The organism is Capnocytophaga sp. oral taxon 336 str. F0502 (assembly GCF_000411575.1).
In the GTDB taxonomy this organism is placed as follows: Bacteria; Bacteroidota; Bacteroidia; order Flavobacteriales; family Flavobacteriaceae; genus Capnocytophaga; species Capnocytophaga ochracea.
On the sequence record NZ_KE150490.1, the window covers coordinates 91,867 to 115,164 of the forward strand.

Sequence of the window (23,298 nt, forward strand, 5' to 3'; positions counted from 1 at the left end):
AGAGAGTGTGGTGACGGGGAAAGTGAAGGTAAAGAGGGGATATATGACGGTTATCATAACTCTTTATAGACCATATCTTATTAATTTTTAATCCTTGACTCATATTATAAAATAATATCTAATTGAATGAAAATTGTAATTATTAAGATGAAAAAGATATTATACTTTGTGTTTTTGTGTTTGATAATGGCTTGTAATAAGCAGGCAAACACTTCAAAAGAAGAAACTAAACAGGATACTACTTCGGCAGTGCCCGAAACCTCTTACACTGAGTATGTAAACCCACTGATGGGTACGGACTCGAAGTTTAGTTTATCGAATGGGAATACTTACCCTGCTATTGCGGTGCCTTGGGGTATGCACTTCTGGACACCCCAAACGGGCAAAATGGGCGACGGCTGGGCATATCAATATCACGCTGATAAGCTTGTGGGCTTTAAGCAAACTCACCAACCGAGTCCGTGGATTAATGACTATGGGGCTTTTGCACTGATGCCGGTAGTGGGTGACTTGAAAATTAAAGAGGAAGAACGCGCTTCGTGGTTCTCTCATAAGGCAGAAACGGTTCAGCCTCACTACTACAAAGTGTATTTAGCCGATTATGATACATCAGTAGAGATTACACCTACCAGTAGAGCAGCACAATTCCGCATTACCTTCCCTGAGAGCAATAAGGCTTATTTGGTTTTAGATGCTTATTTTAAAGGCTCGATGGTGCAAGTGTTGCCCAAAGAACGCAAAATTATAGGCTATGCCCGCAACAACAGTGGGGGAGTACCTGAGAATTTTCACAATTACTTTGTGCTTACTTTCGACAAGGATTTTGAGAGTGTACAGACGTGGAGCGACGGCTTTAAGCTGACAAAAAATGCTGAAAGCAAGGGCGAACACACAGGGGCAGTGATAGGCTTCCGCACGAAAAAAGGTGAACAGGTAACCGTAAGAGTAGCTTCGTCGTTTATTTCGCCTGAGCAAGCCCTATTGAACTTGCAAACGGAACTGGGTAATGACACTTTTGAACAGACGAAACAAAAAGCACTTACCCTTTGGGAGAATGAACTCGGCAAGATACAAGTGGAAGATGAGAATATAGACCATTTGCGCACTTTCTACTCCTGTTTGTACCGCACACTGCTCTTCCCACGCACTTTCTACGAATACAACAAAGAAGGTGAAATGGTGTATTACAGTCCGTATAACGGCAAGGTGGAAAAGGGGTATATGTTTACTGATAACGGTTTTTGGGACACTTTCCGGGCAGTATTTCCGCTTTTCAACCTGTTGTATCCTGAGATGAATCAACAGATGATGAAGGGATTGGTGAACGCTTATAAAGAATCGGGCTGGTTACCCGAATGGGCAAGTCCGGGTCATAGGGATTGTATGATAGGGTCGAACTCGGCTTCTATCATTGCTGATGCTTACCTGAAAGGGAATATAGACGAGGCTGATGCTGAAATTCTTTTAGAAGCGATGCTGAAGAACGCTACTCAAAACGATGGTAGACCAGTGAAATCGGTAGGGCGTGAGGGGGTGAATTACTACAATAGTTTGGGTTATGTGCCTTATGATGTGAAGATTAACGAGAATGTAGCCCGCACATTGGAGTATGCTTACGCCGATTATTGCATTGCTCGTATGGCAGAAAAGATGGGTAAGGCGGAGGTTGCTAAACAGTATTACGAACAATCGAAACGCTACAAGAATGTGTTTGACCCCGAAACTAAGTGGATGCGAGGCAAGAATAAGGACGGCAAGTTCCAGTCGCCATTTAATCCGCTGAAATGGGGCGATGCGTTTACCGAAGGGAACAGTTTGCACTACACGTGGTCGGTATTTCAGGATATAGAAGGACTTATACAGCTAATGGGTGGCAAAGAGGCTTTTGAAAAGAAGATAGATGAAGTGTTTGAGATGCCACCGCTGTTTGACGATTCGTACTACGGTTTTACCATACACGAAATACGCGAGATGCAACTCATAAATATGGGGAACTACGCGCACGGCAATCAGCCCATACAACACCTTATCTACCTATATAACTACGCTGGTAAACCCCAAAAAGCACAAGCTAAACTACGGGAAGTGATGGAGAAACTCTATACCCCTACGCCCGATGGTTATTGCGGAGATGAGGATAACGGACAGACCTCGGCTTGGTATGTATTTTCAGCCTTAGGCTTTTACCCTGTTACCCCTGCCAGTGATAACTACATACTCGGTAACCCACTGTTTAAAACGGTGAGCTTGCAACTGCCTGAGGGCAAGAAGTTTTTAATAAAGAGTGTGGCTCGCAATTCGGATAACAACTTAGTAGAGTACGTACAACTGAACGGCAAGAAAATAGAAGGTTTTGAAGTGCCGTTTGGCGCATTTAGAGAGAATGGTACTTTGACGTTTTTCAGGTAATGAGTAAATGTGAAAATTAGTAGATTAGTGATTTTGGTACGCTCTTTGATTTACAGACAGTAGTTTCATCAAAACCATTGTTTAGTAATGAGAATCAAGCATTTTTTATCAGCAACAGCTTTACTACTTCCCTTACTGCTAACCGCACAGAAATCGGTAGTGTCAGAGGTGAAGGTAGTGAATGAGCGCAATGCCAACCCGATGGTATTGCAAGACCTTTCAGTAGATATATTAGTGGTAGGACAAACGGCTGTTACTACTATGGAAATGACCTTCTACAACCCCAACACCCGCGTAATGGAAGGTGAGTTTCAGTTCCCGCTTGCCGACGGACAGCAGGTGTCGCGCTTTGCCTTAGATATCAATGGCAAACTGCGTGAAGGTGTGGTGGTAGACAAAGCCTTAGGGCGCAAAGCCTTTGAGGATATTGTGCGCAGGGGTGTAGACCCAGGCTTATTAGAAAAAACTGAGGGTAACAATTTTAAAGCACGTGTATACCCTATGCCTGCTAAAGGTACTCGCCGTGTACTCATCGCCTTTGAACAAGAACTATACGAACGAGGCGGACAAGATTACTACTTCTTGCCTATCACGGCTAACGTAACCCTTAAAAACTTCAAGGTGCGCACTGAGGTAGTATCACGTTTTGTAAAGGCAGATATTCAGAACAGTCTGCAATTAGACTTCAAACAAGCGCGCAATAGCTATATCAGTGAGGTAAGCAAGCAAAACTTCACGCTCAACCAGAACATTGCACTTACTTTCCCGAAAATAGAGAAACCACAAACCATTAGCGCTACCCAAGGCAGTAAAAGCTATTTTTATGGCAATATAGCTTTGAGCGATACCAAAGCTAAAAGTAGCCCCACTCCTAAGGAAATAGGACTCTTATGGGACGCATCGCACTCAGCAATCCAACGCGATAGAGAAAAAGAGTTTGCTTTCTTAGATGCTTATTTTAAGGAACTTAAAGACACTAAGGTAGTGCTTAGTACTTTTAATATTCGTTCTGCTAAACCGCTTACTTTTGAGGTGAAAAACGGCAATTGGCAAGCACTGAAATCACATTTAGAAAGTTTGCAATACGATGGTGCTACCGATGGTAATGCTATTGATTTTAACCTCAAAACAGATGAAATATTACTTTTTAGCGACGGTATTTTTAACTTTGGCAGTAAAGAATTTTCTGTAAACGAAGTGGTAAAACAAGCTAAAACCCCTATAACAGTGGTGAATGCTTCGGCGGTTGCCAATACTCCAAAAATGCAATACCTCGCCAATGCTACGGGTGGTAACTTTATAGATTTGACAACCCTCACTACTGAGCAAGCAATAAAAGTAGCACTCACTGTACCTTTCCAACTGCTAGATATAGAAGTGAAAAGCGGTAAAGTAACCAAAATCTTCCCACAGAAAGGAGCTACTATTAGTAAAGGTAATTTCACCCTTGCAGGTGAATTGCAAAGCGAGGAAGCAACCTTAGTACTTAGTTTTGGTTACCCTAAAAAGGTAATGGTGCAAAAAGAAGTAAAATTTGTAGCAAACCCCGATGCTTCTGAAAGTGAGTTCAACCTTTTGCGCCGTATATGGGCAGAGAAGCAAATTGCACAACTGCAACGAGAAGGTGTTGAACAAAAACAAATAGATGCGGTAGGACGTGAGTACGGCATTGTAACCGAAGGCAATTCGCTGATAGTATTAGAAACCGTAGAAGATTATGTACGTTACCGCATTATGCCACCTACCGAATTACAACAGGAGTACTCCAAACGCTTAGCAAATGAGCAAAAGCAAAAAGAGGATACTGCTAAGCGTATTTTGGATAGAGTCGTAGAGCAATCGGAAAAGCAAAGTAAATGGTGGCATACCGAATATCCTGTGAAAGGCACTGAACCTAAGAAAAATGATAATAACTCTAATGATACTCCTGTAAGAATAAGAGGGGTGGCTTCTGGGGTAGCACAAGAAGTTAGAAGTGAGGAGGTTGCTGCTATAGAAGCTGACGAAAGTGCAGAATTAAATGAAGTAGTTGTAGTAGGTTATTCTCCACAAAGAAAAGCAGCTATGACGGGAGCTATAAATAGTAGAGTTGCTGATTCTCCTAGTGGTAACGCTACTGCTAAAAAAGGAGTTTCTTTATCACGCAAACCAGCAAGTCCTGTTCCTGTACCTACCTCAAAAATAGAGCTCAACGCCTATAACCCCGATACCCCTTATTTAAAGGTAATGGAGTACACTGAGGAATCTAAAGCAGTAGAAACTTATTACAAACTCAAAAAAGAATACGGTAACACACCTTCCTTTTATGTAGATGTAGCTGACTATTTCTTTAAGAAAGGTAATCGTGAGCAAGCTATCTTGGTAGTATCTAATTTGGCAGAGCTCGGTTTAGACGACCCTCAGTTGTTACGTATGTTAGGCTACAAGCTCAGTAACTATAATGCTAAAAAAGAAGCAGTATGGGTATTCCGTAAGGTGGTAACTCTGCGTGAAGAAGAACCACAGTCTTTTCGTGATTTGGGCTTAGCACTTGCCGACGATGGTGCCTATAACGAAGCCGTGAAAAACCTTTATAAAGTAGTTACAAGCGAGTGGAGCAGTCGTTTTGGCGATGTACAAATCGTAACAATGAACGATATCAATAGCCTCGTCGCACGCCACAAGGGTATAGACGTGAGTTATATCGACAAACGTTTGCTCAAAAAAGAACCCGTAGATGTGCGAGTAGTGCTCAGTTGGGATACTGATAGCTGCGATATGGACTTATGGGTAACCGACCCCAAAGACGAGAAGTGTTACTACCGAAACACTCTTACTTACCTTGGAGGTAAAATCACACGTGATGTTACTCAAGGCTACGGACCTGAAGAATTTATGCTCAAGAAAGCTGAAAAAGGCAAGTACAAAGTGCAAGTGGATTACTTTGGCACTCGCTCACAAAAGCAACTGATGCCTGTGAACTTGCGTATTACTTTCTATACTCACTATGGTACGCCTCAGCAAAAACAACAAGAAACCACTGTACGCCTCAGTAATGCCAAGGAGGTGATTGAAGTAGGAAGTTTTGAATTTTAATAGTTAATGCTTAATAATTAAAGATAAAAGGCTGTTCAGTAAATGTTGAACAGCCTTTTTCCATTATGAAGTTGTAAAATTAAATTAATAATTAAAGGTCTACGGGGTAAGATTGGTGACCGAAACGAAGCCCAAAGAAGAAGTTAAACTCTTTAGCTGAGCGGGTAAGCACATTGCCTAAAATAGTGCTTGACCCTAATACTAATGGACCTAAGCGCAAGGCAATTCCCACATTAGCTTTTGATACTTGGTTGTATGAAATAGGCAAATAAGCACCAAAACTATTAGTATCGTAGTGAGGAGTGAGTGAAAGTTCATTGGCATAAGTAGCGTTGTAAAGCTCTTTGTCCTTTGTAGAAGCTATATTCACTTGTCCTGATAAGTTCAAGTAGAACGCATCAACTACGCGATAATCGGCGCTGAGGTTAAAAGTAGAAGGTAGTGATGACCTCAATTTAGAGCCTGTAGCCTTTGTTCCATCAAAGTGATTCTTCAAATTCTCTTCTGATAGGTCATCTATGCTTAAAGTCGTACTTTGTGTTGCAGGCATTTTGTAGCGGTAAGAGTTCTTATTGGCAGTGTATTGTAACCGCCCGAGATCCATTAGCGAAATCCCTACACGCAAATCGTGAGGATTGTTGTGGCAACGAGGACAACCGTCCTTGCGAAACTCATATGTAGCTCCTAAATCGAAAGCCAAAGTAGTAGCTTCTGAATTAAAATACAACTTGTTTATCTTTACATTGTCGAAATCAACCAAGTCCATTCCACCGTTAAGTACTTCCAAAGTCCCGTTAGCCGATTGGATTTTCAAGTTTACTTTGTTGTTCTGAGTGTCAGGTGTAAGCGTAGCTGAGCCTTCAAAGTCTTTAAAACCTACATAAATATTACCAGAGCCCTGTACCAATTTAGCACTTGCTCCCACTTTCACCGTGTTTGTACCGTCAAAATACACTTCACCTGACCACGAGAAACCTACTTCCGAAAAAGCATTTACCACTATCTCTTGGTCGTTAAGGTTCACTTGGTAAGGGGTTTTGAGTTCCAATTTATCTAAATTACTAACAAATGATTGTAACATTTTTGCATCTACGTTGCGTACATTGCCCAGAAGGCGCACACGAGAGAAAATCCCTACTGTATGCTGGTCGTTTATCTTCACAAAAGCCGAGGGTCCTAACACATCAACATTTATCTTCGCTTTGATATTGTTATAACCAAAAATAGCATTCTGAGTATCAACGCGTGTGTACTCGTTAAAGCTATCAGTGATATTAGGCGTGAGTTTAATAGCGTTGTTGCCAAAACCAAAGTTCACTGTAGCAATATTAGCGTCCCAAGAACGCTTACTGCTAATCATATTCGCAGGATTAGAAGTTACAGGAAAAATACCCGAATAATTGCTTTCTCGAAGCCCTACATACGATTGCTGAGCTTCCACTGCCATTGTTGTTAGAAACAATGCTGATAAAATTACTTTTTTCATTCTATAAAAAACACTTGTTTAAATTGCGCGGCAAAAGTACAATATTTTATCAAATAACAAATAAAGAAGGTCAAAATTATTTGTAGAATTAATTTATAATCGTTATCTTTGCCCTTTCTATACTGCCATTTACCGCTGAGCTACCTCTTTAAAAACCATATACAGTCTTGTCTGTTTTGCATAGTTCACTACCTGAGTTTCGTTTTAGTTTCGTTTCACCTATGCTTTTAGTAGAGCATACATTCGTCTTTTCTATACCAATCTTCCAAGATTCGTATAAGCTTCCTATAAGCTTCCTATATCTAAGCACTGATTATCAAAGATATTAGTTACTTAAACATAACCTATTAACGGAAGTTTACGAAAGCTATGGCACATAAATCGTAATCTTCATTTTGTAGAAGATTTTAAAATTGTTATTTCTTATGAAAAAGATAATTCTCGTAGGATTGAGCCTTCTTGCGCTCTCCTGTCGCACCACACAAAAAGTAGCGCAATCTTCCTCTTCTGAAGAAGAAATGCTTAAAAATATTACGCATAATCTTATTATTAGCTATCAAAATCAAAAAACATTGGCTCATTTGAAAAAAGAAGTACAAAAATATGGTGCAGAGATGCTTTATGAATACAAAATTATCAAAGGAATAGCTATCAAAGTACCCCAAGATAAAGATATTCGTCAGGCAAAAGCCTATTTTTCTAATCTTAAAGGCGTAACAAATGTGGAATACGACCAGATAAACCATATTGACCATTAATCACTAACCATCAATCATTAAAAGCTAACTTTAACAAAAGATTAACGCCTCACGACACTTGTCTGTAAAATTTTTTAGTGTACTTTTGCACTGTAAAAGCAGACCTCACAACGCCACAAAAACAAGGAAGTGTTTTTTGCAAACGCTTCCTTTTTAGTGTATTATTTTTAATAAAATTATCTCTCAGACCTATCCGAATTATCCGACCTGTTTGATAACTAAAACATCTAAAATAACAAACATTATGAATAAAATCTTTTTAGTAGCAACCGCTATCGCAATGGTAGCTTGTAATAATGGAAACCAACAACAACAGCGACCACAAGGTGCTGTGCCTTACCCTGTAATTATCGTAGGAGAACAAAATACCGTGTCTAACCTTTCTTACCCCGTGAATATCGAAGGGGTGGTGAACAGCGCCGTACAAGCCAAAATATCAGGCTATATTACCAAAGTATTGGTAGACGAAGGTCAGGTGGTTACCCAAGGGCAACCGCTCTTCAAGTTAGAAACTCAAACCCTTAACCAGTCAGCTGCTTCAGCCAAAGCTGCCGTAGAGGTTGCTAAGGTAGAGGTAGATAAACTCGTGCCTTTGGTACAGAAAAACATTGTGAGCCCTATCCAGCTCGCCACAGCCAAAGCCAACTTACAACGCGCCCAAGCTACTTATAACGAGGTAGCCAGCAACATTGGTTTTGCCGTAGTAAAAGCACCTGTAAACGGCGTGGTAGGTGCGATTAACTACCGCGAAGGTGCTTTGGTAACTGCCAATAACACTGTGCTCACTACCGTATCCGACGTGAAAGAGGTGTATGCCTATTTTTCAATGAACGAAAAAGAATACCTCGATTTCTTAGACAATACCCAAGGCAAAACCACTGCCGAGAAACTCAAAAACTTACCTGAGGCTTCTTTGGTGTTAGCTAACGGACAAGAATATGCCGAGAAAGGCAAAATACAAGCCGTAACCGGACAAATAGACCCTACTACCGGTAGCATACAATTTCGCGCTACCTTCCCTAACCCTAACAAGTTGCTTACCAATGGCAACAGTGGGATTATCAAGATACCACAACATTTTAGTAACTCACTTGTAATCCCCGAAGTTGCTACCTTTGAGCAACAAGGAAAGGTATTTGTGTACAAAGTAGAGAACGACACCCTCAAACAAGCTATCATCACCCTTAAAAGCCGCGCCGATAACTATGCTGTGGTAGAAAGCGGACTTAAAAACGGCGATGTCATTCTCGCGCAAGGACTCAACAAAGTGCGTACGGGTACTGTTATCAAACCTCAACCTATCTCAATGGATAGCCTTGTCAAGAAAATACAACCGATATTTTAGTGAAGACTGAAAAGTCGCCTTTGCATCGTAAACCTTGCTAAAATTTTACTGCTTGTCGTGTTACGACCTTTGGCAAAGTCTACGTTAAACATTAATTGTTAATTGAACATTACTGTATGAACAGAATCATTTATAAATCACTGGCTATAGCAACCATAGCCCTTACCCTTACCGCTTGTGCAGGACGCAAAGCCTATGAGCGTCCACAAGCCATAGACGAAAAACTCTTCCGTACTGAAAGCCCCGCTACCGATGCCCAAAGCGATGCTACCCTTTCGTGGCGCAATATCTTCACCGACCCGCTCTTGCAACAACACATCAGCAAGGCACTTTCCAATAACCTCGATGTGCGTGTAGCGATGCAAAATGTGGTTTCAGCACAAGCCTACCTCAAACAAAGTAAGGCAGCTTTTATTCCTACCCTCTCGGTGGGAGCTAACTATACTCGTAGCACCTCATCATTAAATGCTGGAGGTGGTGCTCCCGACCGTACTTACAACAATCTATTCGATATCACAGGTAACGCTTCGTGGGAAGCCGACATTTGGGGTAAGCTATCCGCTCAAAAACGCGCTTCTTATGCTTCTTACCTCGCTACGGTAGAGGCACAAAAAGCAGTACAGTCCGAAGTGGTAGCTACCTTAGCAACGGCTTATTACCAACTACTGATGCTCGACGAACAGAAAAAAGTACTCGAACAAACTATTGAGTTTCGTACCAAAAGTTTAGAAACTACCAAACAACTCAAAAAAGCAGGTTCTACTACCGAAGTAGCAACCAAACAAATCGAAGCACTCGTATACAACGCACAGGCGCAACTCATTACTATCAAGAATAGCGTTTGGGCATTGGAGAACACCATCTGCGTACTCTTGGGTGAAGAGCCTCATAACATAGAGCGAAGCACGCTTGCTGAACAACAATTCCCCACACAGTTTCATCAGGGGTATGCGGTAAGCCTGCTCGAAAATCGTCCTGATGTGGCACGTGCCGAACTAAACTTGCGCAACGCCTTTGAACTTACGAATGTAGCGCGTTCCAATTTCTATCCTACACTTACTCTTTCCGCTCGTGGAGGTATCAGTAGTACCGAACTCGATACTTGGTTTTCTGCCAAATCAATGTTTGCTAATTTTATAGCAGGATTGGCACAACCTATTCTCAATCGCCGACAAATACGCACCCAATACGAAGTGCAGAAAGCTGCTCAAGAAACCGCTTTGCTGAATTTCAAGAAAGCAATTCTTTCAGCGGGCAAAGAAGTATCCGATGCAATGCATCAATTTAGTTCGCAAGACGAGTTCATTCAGCTCAAAACCCAAGAAATGAAAGCCTATCAAGATGCCACCGACTATTCCAAACAATTGTTCGATAGCGGTATGGTGAATTATTTAGAGGTCATAACTGCCGAAGTAAACCGCCTCAATGCCGAGCTTAGTGTAGCCAACGCACAGTTTACCCGTATGCAGTATGGCATTACTTTGTATAAAGCATTAGGAGGAGGCTGGAGGTAGGGGCGAATGGCTGTTCGCCCAACACTTTAGCAAAGTTTAAAACTTTGTCAAAGTCGCTATTTGACTCGTCTGACCAGTCTGATTCATCTGACAAGTTTTATAAATAACAAAACACTATGACAACAAGAGAAAACATTCAAGAATTGAACGACCATTTGCAGGCGTTCCCAAAGGCAGAAGACATCTTTACGAAAGACCAACAGTGGCTCAGAAAGCATTTTCTGCCCCTGATGAGTATCGATTTGGCAGAAATCAACCCCGAATGGGCAGGACAAAAGGTATATATGCTCAGTCCGTTTGAGCCTTACGAGGTTTATATAGGCTATAATACTACCGAATATCATAATGAGTATACTGCTACGAATTGGTTAGCCTTTAAACTGACTGATGATAATAAGTTTGAGTTTCTGGGAAAAGAAGGATTTTTTGAAAGAACAGCCATTCACGACTGGGATTTCAATTCCGAAGAAGAAAAGGAATTTCAAGAAATGCAGAAAGGCTACGAGAAAAGTAAAGCAAATTTCGAGAAATATGGTTCATTAATTAATTTATATTCTCCTGAATACGATGGAAAACTGAATAAAGTGAACTACTTAAACAGATTGGGGGGAGATATATGGGACGGAAATTGGACTACAACTATTGAAAGTGATGAGTATCCGAAAGCATTTGATATGAAAATAGAAATAGGTAATGACCTCCCTAACGATGGGATTAGTATAACCTATCAAGGAAATCCTTTCTATTTTATTGCAGAAACGGCAAGTTACGATTGGTATGGTGGCGGTATCGATGCTATTATTATGCTTTACGAGCCTGTAAGCCGTATCGTACTATTCACTTTTGATTATTCGTAAATTGATTAAGCAATTTGAATATATTAACAATTTAATTAAATCATTAATTGCCCGTGCGGCTCATATCGAATGAAGACACTCATTATAGTAACACACCCTCATATAGAGGATTCTCTCATCAACAAACGTTGGATTGAGGAGCTCGAGAAATACCCAAAGCAATATACCATACATCAGTTGTACAAAGTATATCCCGACGAACATATCGACGTTAGGAAGGAACAACAACTGATAGAGCAGTACGACCACATTGTATTTCAGTTTCCGCTCTATTGGTTTAGTATGCCACCGTTGTTAAAGAAATGGCAAGACGAAATCCTTACCTACGGTTGGGCTTACGGGAGCAAAAGCGGCTATAAAGTAGGTGGCAAAAAGGTAACGCTTGCCATTTCGGCAGGTATTGATGAGCGTGAATATGCGCATAACGAAAAATATAAATACACCCTTAAGGAATTGTTACGTCCTTTTGAACTCACGTTCGAATACATTCACGCCGATTATTGTCCGTTTTTTGCCTATTACGGCATCGAGCTGAATAGTACAACCGAATGGATTGAGAGAAGCGTACCATTATATAGGCAGTTTTTAGAAGAATTTGCCAAACAATAATTAGTTTATATATCTTTTCAAAGTTTTAAATCTTAAAGTTTAACACTTCTGACGGCTAATTTAGACAGAAAATCAAGGCTTTTGGTACGTTTGTTGTGGCATTATTTCTTAACAAATCATAACCGAGATTCATTATGAATAAAAGAATTAAAGGACTTGCTATTGCAAGTTTACAGAACCACGAACATTACGGGTTCGTAACCGAAGTGAAATTGGCGTTAGAACAAGCCAATATTGAATCGCTCGCTACCCTTTTGGGTAAGTTTACGCCTTTGGTAGAGGAGGAAAACAAATCGCTTGAAGTGGTTGCTAAGAGTGAGCACACGCATCGCTTGAAGGAATTAGACCGCAATCGCGACAATATGTTTCGAGGGCTTTCGGCTTGCGTGAACGAAGCCTATTACAGTCCTACGAAAGAGGAACGCGAGGCGGCAGTGCTTATTAAGATATTGCTCAAAACCTATGGCAATATCATTTCCGAGAGTTTCGAGTCGCAACACAGCAAGACACAAAACCTCATTCAAGACCTTCGCGCCGATAAGTATGCGGCAGCGGTTAAGAAGATTTCGTTAGCGCGATGGGTGAATTGGCTTGAAGAAGCCGAGAACACCTTTATGGAGCTCTACCGAACACGCCGCGATGAGCGGGCTTCTACTATCGCAGGGACTCGCGCACTCAGGCTCATTCGCAAAGACATCGATGTGGTATATCGCGAAATCATTATGCATCTCAATGCTCTTGCTGTGATACAACCCACTGAAGCCCTCAATCAGCTTATTGCACGTATCAATATTCATATTGATAAGCTCGTAGCGCTGAAAGCAAGTAGGTCTACACGTGCTAAAAAGAATCCCAAAACGGCAAGCAATGGCACCAAAGAGAGTTAAAAACAACTCATTTACACGTATCAACGGTACGTAAATTATTCAACAAAGAGTAATTTACGTACCTTTACGATACGTTGATTTTGTAAAAATAGTAATGAAATTAATACTAACAACAATATTATGTGGTGTTTTTTATCTTTCTATGGGACAAAATACACTATCGAATAACAAAAATGAAAATATGAAAAGATTATTCTTAACCTCATCATTCAGTTCAGTAGCCAAATTGTTTGAAGATTTTGCAGGAGAACCAGTAAATGGAAAGAAAATAGTATTTATTCCAACAGCAAGTTTGGTAGAAAAAGTGCGTTTTTATGTCGATGATGATAGAAAAGCCTTTGAAAAATTAGGGCTTATCATAGAAGAATTAGAAGTTTCTACCGCTACTACCAAAGAAATAGCCACAGCATTAGAACGAAATGATTATATTTTCATTTCTGGAGGGAATACGTTCTACCTAATGCAGGAACTAAAAAAGAAAGGAGCTGACAAACTACTTATGGAACAAATTAATAACGGAAAGTTGTACATAGGTACTTCGGCAGGTTCTATCATTGCTTCTCCTAATATTGAGTTTGTTAGTGATATGGATGAGACTGAAAAAGCTCCAGAATTAACTGATTATTCAGGATTACATTTGGTAGATTTTTGCTTTTTGCCTCATTATTTGAACTTTCCATATAAGGAAGTTACTCAAAAAATAGTAAACGAATATTCACAGAAAGTAGATTTGCGACCTATTTCTAACAATCAAGTAATTACCGTTTTAGGTAATGAAATAAAAACACTTGAAAAACCTAAACGAGCAACTAAGAAATAGAAAGTTTTGTTGTGTTAGTTTCTCAATATCCCCCTTTGAAATTTATTAGAGGAAGGTTTTTTAATATATTCCTTTACACTTTACTAAAATGAAAGCGTAGAAAAGAGTCAAAATTTGCTATTAAATAAATAATTTATATGAAAAATATATTATTAATATTAGTTTTAAGTGTCTTTTCTATAAGTTATGCACAGAATAAAAATACTAAAAAAATGGAAAAACAAGTGTATATAGTACACGGATATGGCGCCACACCTGATAATCATTGGTTTAAGTGGTTAGAAGAAGAATTAAAAAAGTATAAAATCAAAGCCTATCGTGTTGCAATGCCTTTTCCTGATAATCCAAACGTTGATGATTGGATAGCAACACTTAAAAAACAGGTGAATGTAACACCTCAAACAGTAATAGTAGCGCATAGCTTGGGTACGATTACTACTCTGGATTTCCTATTGGAGAGCAAAAAAGAACCTAAAGGTATCGTACTCGTATCGGGATTTTATGAACCAGTACCCAATTTCGAGAACTTAAGCTCATTTGTAGAGAAGTTTTCAAGTTTCAAACATTTGCCAATGGTAGGTAAAGCAGTGGTTATTTCGGCTATAGATGACGATATAGTACCCACTCAGCTAAGTGATAATCTCTCTCGCTTTCTCAATTGTGAGTTTATTCGTCTTCCACAAGGGAAACACTTCCTCGACCGAGGAGGATATACTGAATTTCCATTAGTGAGAGATAAAGTATTAGATATCTTTAAGGAGAAATAACAACAAATTATGCCCAACATCTTATTGCAACAATTAGAAAACGCACTTCCCACAGGAATGCAAATCCCCGAAGAACTCCGCCAACTCTATCAGTGGATAGAAGATAATGGCTATTATGAGGACAGAGACGATGGTGTACGTTACGGATATCTGTATCCTAAAAATCCTTTTAGGAATACATACCTAGATGACGTAAACGTAGATATCGATATTGCCTTTTATATGGAAGAAGAAAACTTTCGTAAAGAACTCTTAACCATTTCTTTTGGTAATAATGCCGACGATGCCGCTCAGCGTTTTTTGCAAATAGCCGAAAATATATATAATGGCTCTATGGTAGCTTTGTGGTTGGACTACAGAGGAACAACCCAAATAGTCCGTTGTGTGAATACGGTTGAAGAGGCAGGCAACTGGGAAGTGGTAAAAAAACAATTGAATTTCAATAAAATATCTATTCGCGCAAAAGGAATAGATATTTTTGTACCAATGAGCTCAGAGGATAGTGGCTTAAATGATGATTTTGAAGGTTGGTATGATGCGATGATGTATGAATCGTAAAGAAAAATGAAAAATATTTTGTTACAACAATTAGAAAATGCCCTCCCTGAGGGAATGCAAATCCCTGAGGAACTCCGACAACTCTATCAGTGGATAGAGGACAATGGTTATTATGAGGACAGAGATGGTGTGCGTTATGGCTATCTATATCCGTGGGATAAATTAGAAGAAAGCTGGACAGATGATGAGCGAGAAGGAGGTACCATTATTACTTTCAATGTAGATGAAGAATCCTATCGTAATGAGCTATTAGAAATACAATACAAACAGCACGCCGAGAAGATAAAGCGCCGTTTGCTCGTCTTTGCACGCAGTGGTGCCGATGGTTCGGAATGTGCCTTGTGGCTCGACGATGAAGGGCGTACCCAAATCGTGCATATCGGGTCGGGTTCAGGCTCTATGATGACCTGTATATTGGTGAAAAACGCCTTGGATTTCTTGCGCCTTTTAGCCATTGGCTATGATGAAATTTGTTGGGACGAGTATTATCCACTCCCTCCTAACAGTGATAAGAACGAAATGTTCGTCCACCCCAATACACAATACCAAGAGTGGGTGCAAAATACGTTTCATACCACTATCCCCGCAATAGGATTAGAAGTGGTAACCCCTCATAATATGGACGACGAAGCAACCGATGACCCTTTCTTAAATTGGTTTTATGAGATGACAGATGAGTAATAAGAAGTGATTATGCATCTTTATGCTACCTATAATCAAATGAAAAACAGCTATGGGAGATAGAAATACAGAAAAAAAGTTATTTCGAGACAAACTTTTAAAAGGTTTAGATGTTGCTTACAAGCGAATGATAGCCGAAAAGCGGAAGAATAATCAAAAGATTGTGGTGCGCCGTGAGGGTAAAATCGTTACTATTAATCCGTAGGGAAAAGCATTAAATACTAATTACAAACATCAATTATTTTTTTATTATTGCATTCTTATTAAAATATTTTTAGTAATTTTGCCTTACCTTTACAATAATGATTAAGATTAAAATGCTATGGGACTAAAATTTTTAGAAGAAATTAAACAAGGCATCAGAAGCGCCTCATTGAAAAAGGATATTATCTGTTATTACATCAATAACGGAGATGATACACTTGCCGACCTTGGCAAGGAACTGAACTTCAGTGTGCCTACCGTTACTAAAATGGTGGGCGAACTGATAGAAGATGGTATAGTGATGGACTTTGGGAAGATGGAAACTCCAGGAGGTAGACGTCCTAATATCTATGGATTGAACCAAAGTTCGGGATATTTTATAGGTGTAGATATCTCTCAAAAACGCGTTCATATAGGGCTTATCAACTTTAAAGGAGATTTGATAGATGAACAGATGGATATCTCTTTTGAGGAAGCGCATCCTCACGAGCGTTTTGAACGTTTATGTGAAATAATTGAAGATTTTATGAGCCATACAGTGGTTCCTAAGGACAAAATACTGAGTATTGGCATTAATATTTCAGGGCGTGTGAACCCTCAAACGGGGCATAGTTATAGTTTCTTTTATTTCGATGAACGTCCGATTACTGAAATATTTGAAGAAAAATTGGGTATAGATGTCTCTATTGATAACGATTCGCGTGCGATGGCTTATGGTGAATATATTAAAGGACGCGTACAGGCTGAAAAAAATATCATCTACGTGAATGTAGGTTGGGGATTAGGCTTAGGAGTCATCGTTAATGGGCAGCTATATTATGGGAAATCGGGCTTTTCAGGTGAGTTTGGGCATATTACTGCCTTTGAAAACGAGATATTATGCCACTGTGGTAAGAAAGGTTGCTTAGAAACAGAGGCTTCGGGCTCTGCTCTTTATCGTAAATTCTTGGAAAAACTTCATAACGGTCAATCGTCTTTACTTACTCAACAGAAGGAAAATGAAGACGAAATTACACTCAACGATATCATAGATGTAGCTTTGCAGGAAGATATATTGGCTATAGAACTTATTGAAGAGGTGGGAAATACGTTAGGTAAACACGTGGCGGGTCTCATCAACCTATTTAATCCTGAATTGGTGATTATTGGTGGTACTCTTGCCAATGCAGGCGACTATTTGATATTGCCTTTGCGCAGTGCTATCAAGAAGTATTCTTTGAATTTAGTGAATAAAGACTCTTCGATAAAAGTATCAAAATTAGGTGATAAGGCGGGTCTATTAGGTGCAAGTCTCCTCGCCCGTAGTAAATTTATAGGATTGATATGAGAGAGCAACAACTTCAGGCTTTTGGGAGACTCCTCAATATAATGGACGACCTGCGTGCGAAATGTCCGTGGGATAAGAAACAAACAATACAATCGTTGCGCCATCTCACTATTGAGGAAACTTATGAATTGGGCGATGCTATCCTCAGTGGCAATCTGCAAGAAGTGAAGAAAGAACTCGGTGATTTGTTACTTCATATCGTTTTCTATGCCAAAATAGGTAGTGAAACGGGTGATTTTAATATTGCTGATGTGGCAAATGGTGTGTGTGAAAAACTCATTGAACGGCATCCGCATATCTATGGAGATGTGAAAGTAGACAACGAAGACGATGTAAAGCGCAATTGGGAAAAAATAAAACTCAAAGAAGGTAACAAGAGCGTACTGGGAGGTGTGCCTAAAAGTTTGCCTGCATTAGTAAAAGCTACTCGTATACAAGACAAAGTGGCAGGTGTAGGCTTCGATTGGGATAATATAGACGATGTTTTTGCGAAGATAAAAGAGGAAATAGATGAACTACACGCCGAAGTAAAAGCGCAAAAACAGACAAATATTGAGAGTGAGTTTGGCGATGTTCTTTTTAGTCTTATTAACTATGCCCGATTTTTGAAAGTAAATCCTGAAGATGCCTTAGAGCGCACTAATCGTAAGTTTATAACTCGGTTTCAATACTTGGAACAACGAGCCAATGAAAAGGGAAAATCACTCAAAGATATGACCTTACAAGAAATGGAGACTTATTGGCAAGAAGCTAAAGGAGACGCTAAGAATAGTGATTGAGCATTCTATGATTGTTAATAAATCTTATCTTTGTATTGTGAAGAAAAAACTAAACTATGAACACTGATTTGGATAAAGAATTCAAAGCAAATGTACACTCAAGAGTGTTTTGGGACTGCCATTTCGATAAGTTAAGTCTTAAAGAAAGTAAGTACTTTATGATTGCTCGTACCCTAATGCGAGGTACAGATAAAGAAATACAATTCATCGAAACTCATTTTTCGTTAGAGGATATTTTAAAAGCAGTAGAGAAGTCTCCCGAAGCTGATGCCGTATGCAGAAATTATTATAGATACATTTATAATTATGTTACTAAAAGAAAGCAAAGCGATAGGAGAACCTCAGAAAAAATTGCTTAGAGAGTTAATGACATTAGATATCTTATCTGATGATTATTGTTTAGCAGGAGGTACTAATTTAGCTTTTCGGTATCAGCATCGCATTTCAATAGATTTAGATATATTTAGGTTCAATAAGAACTCTAATAAAGATGCCAATATGGCTCTTTTTGGTGAGATAAAAGATGTTTTTGGTGATTTAGTTATATTGAATGATATCTCTAAAATAGGTATTTTTATGTATATCGACGATGTTAAAGTGGATATCATAGAATATCCCTATTCTTTTTTTAACATAGAGACTATTGACGGCATACGTTTGGCTTCAAAAGAAGATATTTGTGCGATGAAAATGAATGCTATCATAGGAAGAGGTAGCCGAAAAGACTTTTATGATTTGCATCAATTATTGAAAGAATATACCCTTGATGAACTAATTGAGTTGTATAAGAAAAAATATCATATTGATAATATGCAAATGATAATGCGTTCTCTTATTTATTTTGATGATGCCGATGACAAAGAGTTTAAAAATAATGATGTAATTAGTCTTAAAGATGAAGATTGGGACACCATCAAAGAGAATATAGAAACAGTTTATAACGACTTATTAAAGAAAAACACTTCCCTAATATAATAACGATAATGGCAATACAAAAACCAAGCATACCTAAAGGTACTCGTGACTTTTCACCAGCCGAAGTAGCCAAACGCAACTTTATTATTAACACTATTAAAAATACTTTTAACGCTTTTGGATTTCAGCCTATCGAAACGCCCAGCTTTGAAAATTACGATACATTGATGGGTAAATATGGCGAAGAAGGCGACCGTCTTATCTTCAAGATACTCAATTCAGGTGATTTTACACAAGGAGTTAAACAAGACGATTGGGAAACTAAGAATACTCAGAAGCTCACTCCTCAAATATCAGAAAAAGCACTCCGTTATGACCTTACAGTTCCTTTTGCACGCTATGTAGTACAACACCAAAATGAACTGACTTTCCCCTTTAAACGTTATCAAATTCAGCCTGTTTGGCGCGCCGACCGTCCGCAAAAAGGACGTTTCAGAGAGTTTTACCAATGCGATGCCGATGTGGTAGGCAGTACCAGCTTGTGGCAGGAAGTGGAGTTCGTACAGCTCTACGACACCGTGTTCACAGCGCTCAATCTTAAAGGGGTGACTATTAAGATTAACAACCGCAAAATTCTCAGCGGTTTTGCCGAAGTGATAGGGGAGAGTGATAAACTCATCGACTTTACCGTAGCTCTCGATAAGCTCGATAAGATAGGCGAAGAGGGTGTTATCAAAGAAATGATAGAAAGAGGTATCAGTCACGAAGCTATTAGCAAGTTACAACCTATCTTTGCACTTAAAGGAGCCCTTGCTGAAAAGCTCACTGCTCTGAAAGAGATACTAAAAACTTCTGAAACGGGGTTGAAAGGTATTGAAGAGGTGGAGTTTATAGCACAACAAATAGCGCGGCTTACCTTACAAACAGCTATTTTAGACCTCGATGTCACCCTCGCACGTGGACTGAATTATTACACAGGAGCTATCTTTGAGGTTACTGCTCCAGCGGGAGTGCAAATGGGTTCTATTGGTGGAGGTGGACGTTATGACGACCTTACGAGCATCTTTGGATTGAAGGGGATAAGTGGTATAGGTATCTCGTTTGGTTTAGACCGCATAGGATTGGTGATGGAAGAACTGAATCTTTTTCCTGAATCACTGAGCAATAGCATAGAAGTGCTTTGTATAAATTTTGGCAATAACGAAGCTTTACAGAGTATGAAACTATTGAAAGAGTTGCGTAAACTCGGAAAAAGAGCAGAACTCTACCCCGATGCAGCTAAGATTAAAAAGCAAATGGAATATGCTAATAAGCGAAGCATTCCGTTTGTAGTGATGATTGGGGAAAGCGAGCTTACTAAAAATACTTTTGTATTGAAAGATATGCTTAAAGGCACTCAAAAAGAATATAATTTTAATGAGGTAAATGAAGCATTATTTCAATAATATGAATCATAGAATATATATAAAGAGACTGATATATCATCAGTCCCTTTTTTATTGTATGCTTTGTTTGATTGTTGCTTAAACAATAACGGATAATAAGAAGATAGATTTACTTCACTATTATCTGAACCGTATCTGAAGCCACTTGTTTAAGCAGCACTTCTTTGTTCATTTCCACTTCTTTAATAGCCTCTTCCGTAGCGTGGCGAATGGTATAAAGTGTTACGTTCTCAGTTACCGATACCTTAAAGCGTTCTTCCAATTTTTCTAAAAGTTCAGTTAAGGTATCGAATTTGTTGTCTACACATACTGAAAAACTAATAGCCGAGTTCTGTATCACACTTACTTTCATCTTAGTCTTATGCAAATTCTTGAAGATATAGCTAATACCCTCTTCCATTATAAATGAAAAGTCAAGTGAAGAGAGAGAAAGCAGTATTTGTTCTTTCTTGAGGATAAAGCAAGGCACCTTTGGAGATAATTCAGCTACATTACACACAGCGCTTCCTTCAGCAGTAGGATTCAAAAACGAACGTACATAAAGAGGAATTTCCTTTTGTTGGAGTGGTTGTAGGGTTTTTGGGTGTATTACTGAAGCGCCATAAAAAGCGAGTTCTATAGCTTCCTTATAAGGGATTTTATGCAAGAGCTCTGTATGCTGAAAATATCGAGGGTCGGCATTGAGAACACCAGGAACGTCCTTCCATATCGTTACACTTTCAGCGTTTAAACAATAGGCAAAAATAGCCGCTGTATAGTCTGAACCTTCACGCCCTAAGGTAGTAGTGAAGAAATTGGCATCACTTCCTAAGAAACCTTGTGTGATGTTCAGTAATGATTTGTTAATATGCGTGCGAATGTTACTTTGTGTTTCTTCCCAGTCGATAGAGGCATCACGGTAATTACTATCTGTTTTTACGAGATTACGGACATCTATCCACGTGTTTTTAATACCATTGTCATTCAGATATTGACTGATAATAGTAGTAGAAATGAGTTCACCAAAGCCAATCACTTGGTCATATACAAAACTGTGTTTCGGCGACTTGTTGCGTTCTAAAAACGAAGTAAGCTCTGCAAACAAGCCATCTACTTTCCAATACACAGGGTGATTTTCATCGGTAAATAATTCGCGAATGATATGGTAATGAAAGTCTTTTATCAGCTGAACGCTTTCCGAAAGTTTTTCTTGTTCCTTAAAATAGCTATTTACCACTACTTCTAAAGCATTAGTGGTTTTTCCCATTGCTGAAATGACGATGAGCGTATTAGCATAGCCTACCGTTTCTAATATTTTAGCGACATTGCGCACGCCTGCAGCATCTTTTACTGAGGCGCCTCCAAATTTAAATATCTGCATTTCTTTTAGATATGAGGTAAAGTCTGCGACAGCAGAGTATGGTAAGAGGTAAGTAATAAACCTAAATACCCAAAATACCGAGATTAACAGTGCAAAGGTAGTGTATTTTAGTGAAAAGAGAAAAGTGAAGATTAAAAAATGTCATTTGGAAGTGATATTGTTATATTTCTAACGTTCTTTTTTATCTGTTGTTTTAGATATTTAATAAAAAATAATGAGTGTTGAGAAGTACTTCTCAACACTCATTTGTATAGTCAAGTATCAAACTATTTTTATTTGTTTCCAGCCTGTTTTTTAGCGTCTGCTTTCATCTTTTCATTAGGAACGATTACTACATTCACACGGCGGTTTTTAGCTCGTCCATCAGCAGTTTCGTTACTTGCAACAGGGTTTCTTTCACCATACCATTTGGTAGTAAAACGGCTACCCGCTAAACCTTTACTTTTAAAATAGTTAGTAACGGCTTGTGCACGGCGTTGTGAAAGACCTAAGTTGTACTCATCTTTACCTACATTATCAGTGTGGCCGGCTACTATCACATTAGTATCAGGATATTCTTTAAGAATAGCAGATAGTTTATCAAGTGTTTGTCTTGATTTGTTGTTGATGTTATACTTATTAGTATCAAAGTATACACCTCCGTTATTTTCGTCGAAAGTAACCACGATACCATCGTCTACACGTTTAACATCGGCACCTGGGATTTCTTCTTCTATTTTCTTAGCTTGTTTATCCATTTGGTTACCGATAACAGCTCCTGCAGCACCTCCTACTACTGTACCGAGTACGGCACCGAGTTCGCTGTTTTGTCCGTTACCTACGTTGTTCCCTAAAATAGCTCCTAATAAAGCTCCACCAGCAGCACCAATTACAGCTCCGCGTTGTGCTTTGTTAGAGTTGTTGTATGCCTCGCAACCGGTAAGCAATACAGCTGCCGATAAGGCTAAAACTACGATTTTTTTCATCTTCTGTTTGTATTAATCTTTAATTATTTTACAAAATTCATTGAGATAACAAAAGGTTTGCCATCTACTCTCACGGTTTGTTCCCACACCATTGAGTTGTCAGAAATACTTGCTAAGTGCAAACGAATACCTTGTTTAGTTTCTGAAACATATTTTTCATTAGTAGGTTTCAACAGAAAATCATAGTATCCTGTTGATTTATCTACTTCTTGTACAATAAAAATGAAGTTTCTTTGTCCTGTTGAACAACCACTCGCGTTGATAGTATAGTGTCCGCGATTGTTATTCGGTACGAATTTCCAAGTACTGCCTTCAAAGCATTCTTTGGAAGTATCGTTTAACAAGGTAACTTCATATTTACCTTTTTCACTATATGTGATGGATTGCAATGTCCATTCACCTTTAATAGCTTTATTAGCTATATTTGTTTCTTTGGGTTTTGCAGTCATTGAGCCTGAAGAACTCTTACAAGCCATTACCAATACTGCCATTACAAGTAAAAGTGCAATTTTTTTCATCTTTATTTGTTTTTGATTA

General features: G+C 39.0%; 22 protein-coding genes. 18 read left to right on the forward strand and 4 right to left on the reverse strand.

What is annotated here, in order from left to right; genetic code table 11:
- The first annotated feature begins 126 nt into the window (after positions 1 to 126).
- The gene (locus tag HMPREF1528_RS06235; protein ID WP_016479072.1) at positions 127 to 2,409 is read left to right on the forward strand and encodes a GH92 family glycosyl hydrolase; all 2,283 of its coding nucleotides are present in this window, start codon (positions 127 to 129) and stop codon (positions 2,407 to 2,409) included.
- A gap of 87 nt (positions 2,410 to 2,496) precedes the next feature.
- Entirely contained in the window at positions 2,497 to 5,484 is a 2,988-nt protein-coding gene (locus HMPREF1528_RS06240; RefSeq protein WP_016479073.1) for a VIT domain-containing protein, read from the forward strand.
- A 91-nt stretch (positions 5,485 to 5,575) separates the two neighbouring features.
- Here HMPREF1528_RS06240 and HMPREF1528_RS06245 read toward each other — a convergent pair whose 3' ends face one another.
- On the reverse strand, positions 5,576 to 6,970 hold the full coding sequence (locus tag HMPREF1528_RS06245) for a DUF5723 family protein (RefSeq protein WP_034567921.1): 1,395 nt from the start codon (positions 6,968 to 6,970) through the stop codon (positions 5,576 to 5,578).
- Between the two features lie 425 nt (positions 6,971 to 7,395).
- Between HMPREF1528_RS06245 and HMPREF1528_RS06250 the strand changes: the two genes are divergently transcribed.
- From HMPREF1528_RS06250 to hisS, 16 genes are all read left to right on the forward strand, one after another.
- Positions 7,396 to 7,728, forward strand: a complete 333-nt coding sequence (locus tag HMPREF1528_RS06250; protein WP_002673357.1) for a hypothetical protein — start codon at positions 7,396 to 7,398, stop codon at positions 7,726 to 7,728.
- 244 nt (positions 7,729 to 7,972) lie between these two features.
- Positions 7,973 to 9,073, forward strand: a complete 1,101-nt coding sequence (locus tag HMPREF1528_RS06255; RefSeq protein WP_016479075.1) for an efflux RND transporter periplasmic adaptor subunit — start codon at positions 7,973 to 7,975, stop codon at positions 9,071 to 9,073.
- A gap of 116 nt (positions 9,074 to 9,189) precedes the next feature.
- On the forward strand, positions 9,190 to 10,587 hold the full coding sequence (locus tag HMPREF1528_RS06260) for an efflux transporter outer membrane subunit (protein WP_016479076.1): 1,398 nt from the start codon (positions 9,190 to 9,192) through the stop codon (positions 10,585 to 10,587).
- Between the two features lie 116 nt (positions 10,588 to 10,703).
- Positions 10,704 to 11,444, forward strand: a complete 741-nt coding sequence (locus tag HMPREF1528_RS06265; RefSeq protein ID WP_016479077.1) for a hypothetical protein — start codon at positions 10,704 to 10,706, stop codon at positions 11,442 to 11,444.
- Between the two features lie 69 nt (positions 11,445 to 11,513).
- The gene (locus tag HMPREF1528_RS06270; RefSeq protein WP_016479078.1) at positions 11,514 to 12,053 is read left to right on the forward strand and encodes an NAD(P)H-dependent oxidoreductase; all 540 of its coding nucleotides are present in this window, start codon (positions 11,514 to 11,516) and stop codon (positions 12,051 to 12,053) included.
- 134 nt (positions 12,054 to 12,187) lie between these two features.
- Entirely contained in the window at positions 12,188 to 12,940 is a 753-nt protein-coding gene (locus HMPREF1528_RS06275; RefSeq protein WP_009410928.1) for a DUF6261 family protein, read from the forward strand.
- Between the two features lie 181 nt (positions 12,941 to 13,121).
- On the forward strand, positions 13,122 to 13,760 hold the full coding sequence (locus HMPREF1528_RS06280) for a Type 1 glutamine amidotransferase-like domain-containing protein (protein WP_034567959.1): 639 nt from the start codon (positions 13,122 to 13,124) through the stop codon (positions 13,758 to 13,760).
- A 137-nt stretch (positions 13,761 to 13,897) separates the two neighbouring features.
- On the forward strand, positions 13,898 to 14,527 hold the full coding sequence (locus HMPREF1528_RS06285; RefSeq protein WP_016479080.1) for an RBBP9/YdeN family alpha/beta hydrolase: 630 nt from the start codon (positions 13,898 to 13,900) through the stop codon (positions 14,525 to 14,527).
- A 9-nt stretch (positions 14,528 to 14,536) separates the two neighbouring features.
- Positions 14,537 to 15,085, forward strand: coding sequence for an SMI1/KNR4 family protein (locus HMPREF1528_RS06290; protein WP_016479081.1), 549 nt, complete (start codon positions 14,537 to 14,539; stop codon positions 15,083 to 15,085).
- A gap of 6 nt (positions 15,086 to 15,091) precedes the next feature.
- Entirely contained in the window at positions 15,092 to 15,766 is a 675-nt protein-coding gene (locus tag HMPREF1528_RS06295) for an SMI1/KNR4 family protein (RefSeq protein ID WP_009410924.1), read from the forward strand.
- Positions 15,767 to 15,818: 52 nt separating this feature from the next.
- A complete protein-coding gene (locus HMPREF1528_RS12730; RefSeq protein WP_002673339.1) occupies positions 15,819 to 15,971 on the forward strand; it encodes a hypothetical protein in 153 nt (50 codons plus the stop codon).
- Positions 15,972 to 16,088: 117 nt separating this feature from the next.
- Positions 16,089 to 17,297 (forward strand): ROK family transcriptional regulator, encoded by a 1,209-nt coding sequence (locus tag HMPREF1528_RS06305; protein WP_002673338.1) that lies wholly within the window; start codon positions 16,089 to 16,091, stop codon positions 17,295 to 17,297.
- On the forward strand, positions 17,294 to 18,076 hold the full coding sequence (mazG, locus tag HMPREF1528_RS06310; RefSeq protein ID WP_016479082.1) for a nucleoside triphosphate pyrophosphohydrolase: 783 nt from the start codon (positions 17,294 to 17,296) through the stop codon (positions 18,074 to 18,076). Before HMPREF1528_RS06305 ends, mazG begins: the two co-directional genes overlap by 4 nt.
- Before the next feature lie 56 nt (positions 18,077 to 18,132).
- Positions 18,133 to 18,435: a DUF6922 domain-containing protein gene (locus HMPREF1528_RS06315; protein ID WP_002673333.1), complete on the forward strand. Its 303-nt coding sequence runs from the start codon at positions 18,133 to 18,135 to the stop codon at positions 18,433 to 18,435.
- A complete protein-coding gene (locus HMPREF1528_RS06320; protein ID WP_016479083.1) occupies positions 18,383 to 19,051 on the forward strand; it encodes a nucleotidyl transferase AbiEii/AbiGii toxin family protein in 669 nt (222 codons plus the stop codon). The genes HMPREF1528_RS06315 and HMPREF1528_RS06320 overlap by 53 nt, the downstream gene beginning before the upstream one ends.
- An 8-nt stretch (positions 19,052 to 19,059) precedes the next feature.
- Positions 19,060 to 20,436: a histidine--tRNA ligase gene (gene hisS / locus HMPREF1528_RS06325; protein ID WP_016479084.1), complete on the forward strand. Its 1,377-nt coding sequence runs from the start codon at positions 19,060 to 19,062 to the stop codon at positions 20,434 to 20,436.
- A gap of 109 nt (positions 20,437 to 20,545) precedes the next feature.
- Here the strand turns inward: hisS and HMPREF1528_RS06330 are convergent, their stop codons facing one another.
- The 3 genes from HMPREF1528_RS06330 to HMPREF1528_RS06340 all read right to left on the reverse strand — a co-directional run bounded on the left by HMPREF1528_RS06330 (position 20,546) and on the right by HMPREF1528_RS06340 (position 23,279).
- Positions 20,546 to 21,796: an aspartate kinase gene (locus tag HMPREF1528_RS06330; RefSeq protein WP_009421686.1), complete on the reverse strand. Its 1,251-nt coding sequence runs from the start codon at positions 21,794 to 21,796 to the stop codon at positions 20,546 to 20,548.
- Between the two features lie 272 nt (positions 21,797 to 22,068).
- Complete coding sequence (locus tag HMPREF1528_RS06335) at positions 22,069 to 22,761, reverse strand: OmpA family protein (protein WP_009410919.1); 693 nt, start codon at positions 22,759 to 22,761, stop codon at positions 22,069 to 22,071.
- Between the two features lie 23 nt (positions 22,762 to 22,784).
- A complete protein-coding gene (locus HMPREF1528_RS06340) occupies positions 22,785 to 23,279 on the reverse strand; it encodes a lipocalin family protein (RefSeq protein WP_002673313.1) in 495 nt (164 codons plus the stop codon).
- Between the last annotated feature and the right edge of the window lie 19 nt (positions 23,280 to 23,298).

Bases quoted from the DNA above. Each gene is read 5' to 3' on its own strand.
- HMPREF1528_RS06330 (WP_009421686.1), bottom strand. From the start codon at position 21,796: ATGCAGATATTTAAATTTGGAGGCGCCTCAGTAAAAGATGCTGCAGGC.
- HMPREF1528_RS06320 (WP_016479083.1), top strand. From the start codon at position 18,383: ATGTTACTAAAAGAAAGCAAAGCGATAGGAGAACCTCAGAAAAAATTG.
- HMPREF1528_RS06270 (WP_016479078.1), top strand. From the start codon at position 11,514: ATGAAGACACTCATTATAGTAACACACCCTCATATAGAGGATTCTCTC.
- HMPREF1528_RS06240 (WP_016479073.1), top strand. From the start codon at position 2,497: ATGAGAATCAAGCATTTTTTATCAGCAACAGCTTTACTACTTCCCTTA.
- HMPREF1528_RS06255 (WP_016479075.1), top strand. From the start codon at position 7,973: ATGAATAAAATCTTTTTAGTAGCAACCGCTATCGCAATGGTAGCTTGT.
- HMPREF1528_RS06250 (WP_002673357.1), top strand. From the start codon at position 7,396: ATGAAAAAGATAATTCTCGTAGGATTGAGCCTTCTTGCGCTCTCCTGT.
- HMPREF1528_RS06285 (WP_016479080.1), top strand. From the start codon at position 13,898: ATGAAAAATATATTATTAATATTAGTTTTAAGTGTCTTTTCTATAAGT.
- HMPREF1528_RS06235 (WP_016479072.1), top strand. From the start codon at position 127: ATGAAAATTGTAATTATTAAGATGAAAAAGATATTATACTTTGTGTTT.
- HMPREF1528_RS06305 (WP_002673338.1), top strand. From the start codon at position 16,089: ATGGGACTAAAATTTTTAGAAGAAATTAAACAAGGCATCAGAAGCGCC.
- hisS (WP_016479084.1), top strand. From the start codon at position 19,060: ATGGCAATACAAAAACCAAGCATACCTAAAGGTACTCGTGACTTTTCA.
- HMPREF1528_RS06315 (WP_002673333.1), top strand. From the start codon at position 18,133: ATGAACACTGATTTGGATAAAGAATTCAAAGCAAATGTACACTCAAGA.
- HMPREF1528_RS06275 (WP_009410928.1), top strand. From the start codon at position 12,188: ATGAATAAAAGAATTAAAGGACTTGCTATTGCAAGTTTACAGAACCAC.
- HMPREF1528_RS12730 (WP_002673339.1), top strand. From the start codon at position 15,819: ATGGGAGATAGAAATACAGAAAAAAAGTTATTTCGAGACAAACTTTTA.
- HMPREF1528_RS06290 (WP_016479081.1), top strand. From the start codon at position 14,537: ATGCCCAACATCTTATTGCAACAATTAGAAAACGCACTTCCCACAGGA.
- HMPREF1528_RS06260 (WP_016479076.1), top strand. From the start codon at position 9,190: ATGAACAGAATCATTTATAAATCACTGGCTATAGCAACCATAGCCCTT.
- HMPREF1528_RS06265 (WP_016479077.1), top strand. From the start codon at position 10,704: ATGACAACAAGAGAAAACATTCAAGAATTGAACGACCATTTGCAGGCG.
- HMPREF1528_RS06340 (WP_002673313.1), bottom strand. From the start codon at position 23,279: ATGAAAAAAATTGCACTTTTACTTGTAATGGCAGTATTGGTAATGGCT.
- HMPREF1528_RS06335 (WP_009410919.1), bottom strand. From the start codon at position 22,761: ATGAAAAAAATCGTAGTTTTAGCCTTATCGGCAGCTGTATTGCTTACC.
- HMPREF1528_RS06280 (WP_034567959.1), top strand. From the start codon at position 13,122: ATGAAAAGATTATTCTTAACCTCATCATTCAGTTCAGTAGCCAAATTG.
- HMPREF1528_RS06245 (WP_034567921.1), bottom strand. From the start codon at position 6,970: ATGAAAAAAGTAATTTTATCAGCATTGTTTCTAACAACAATGGCAGTG.
- mazG (WP_016479082.1), top strand. From the start codon at position 17,294: ATGAGAGAGCAACAACTTCAGGCTTTTGGGAGACTCCTCAATATAATG.
- HMPREF1528_RS06295 (WP_009410924.1), top strand. From the start codon at position 15,092: ATGAAAAATATTTTGTTACAACAATTAGAAAATGCCCTCCCTGAGGGA.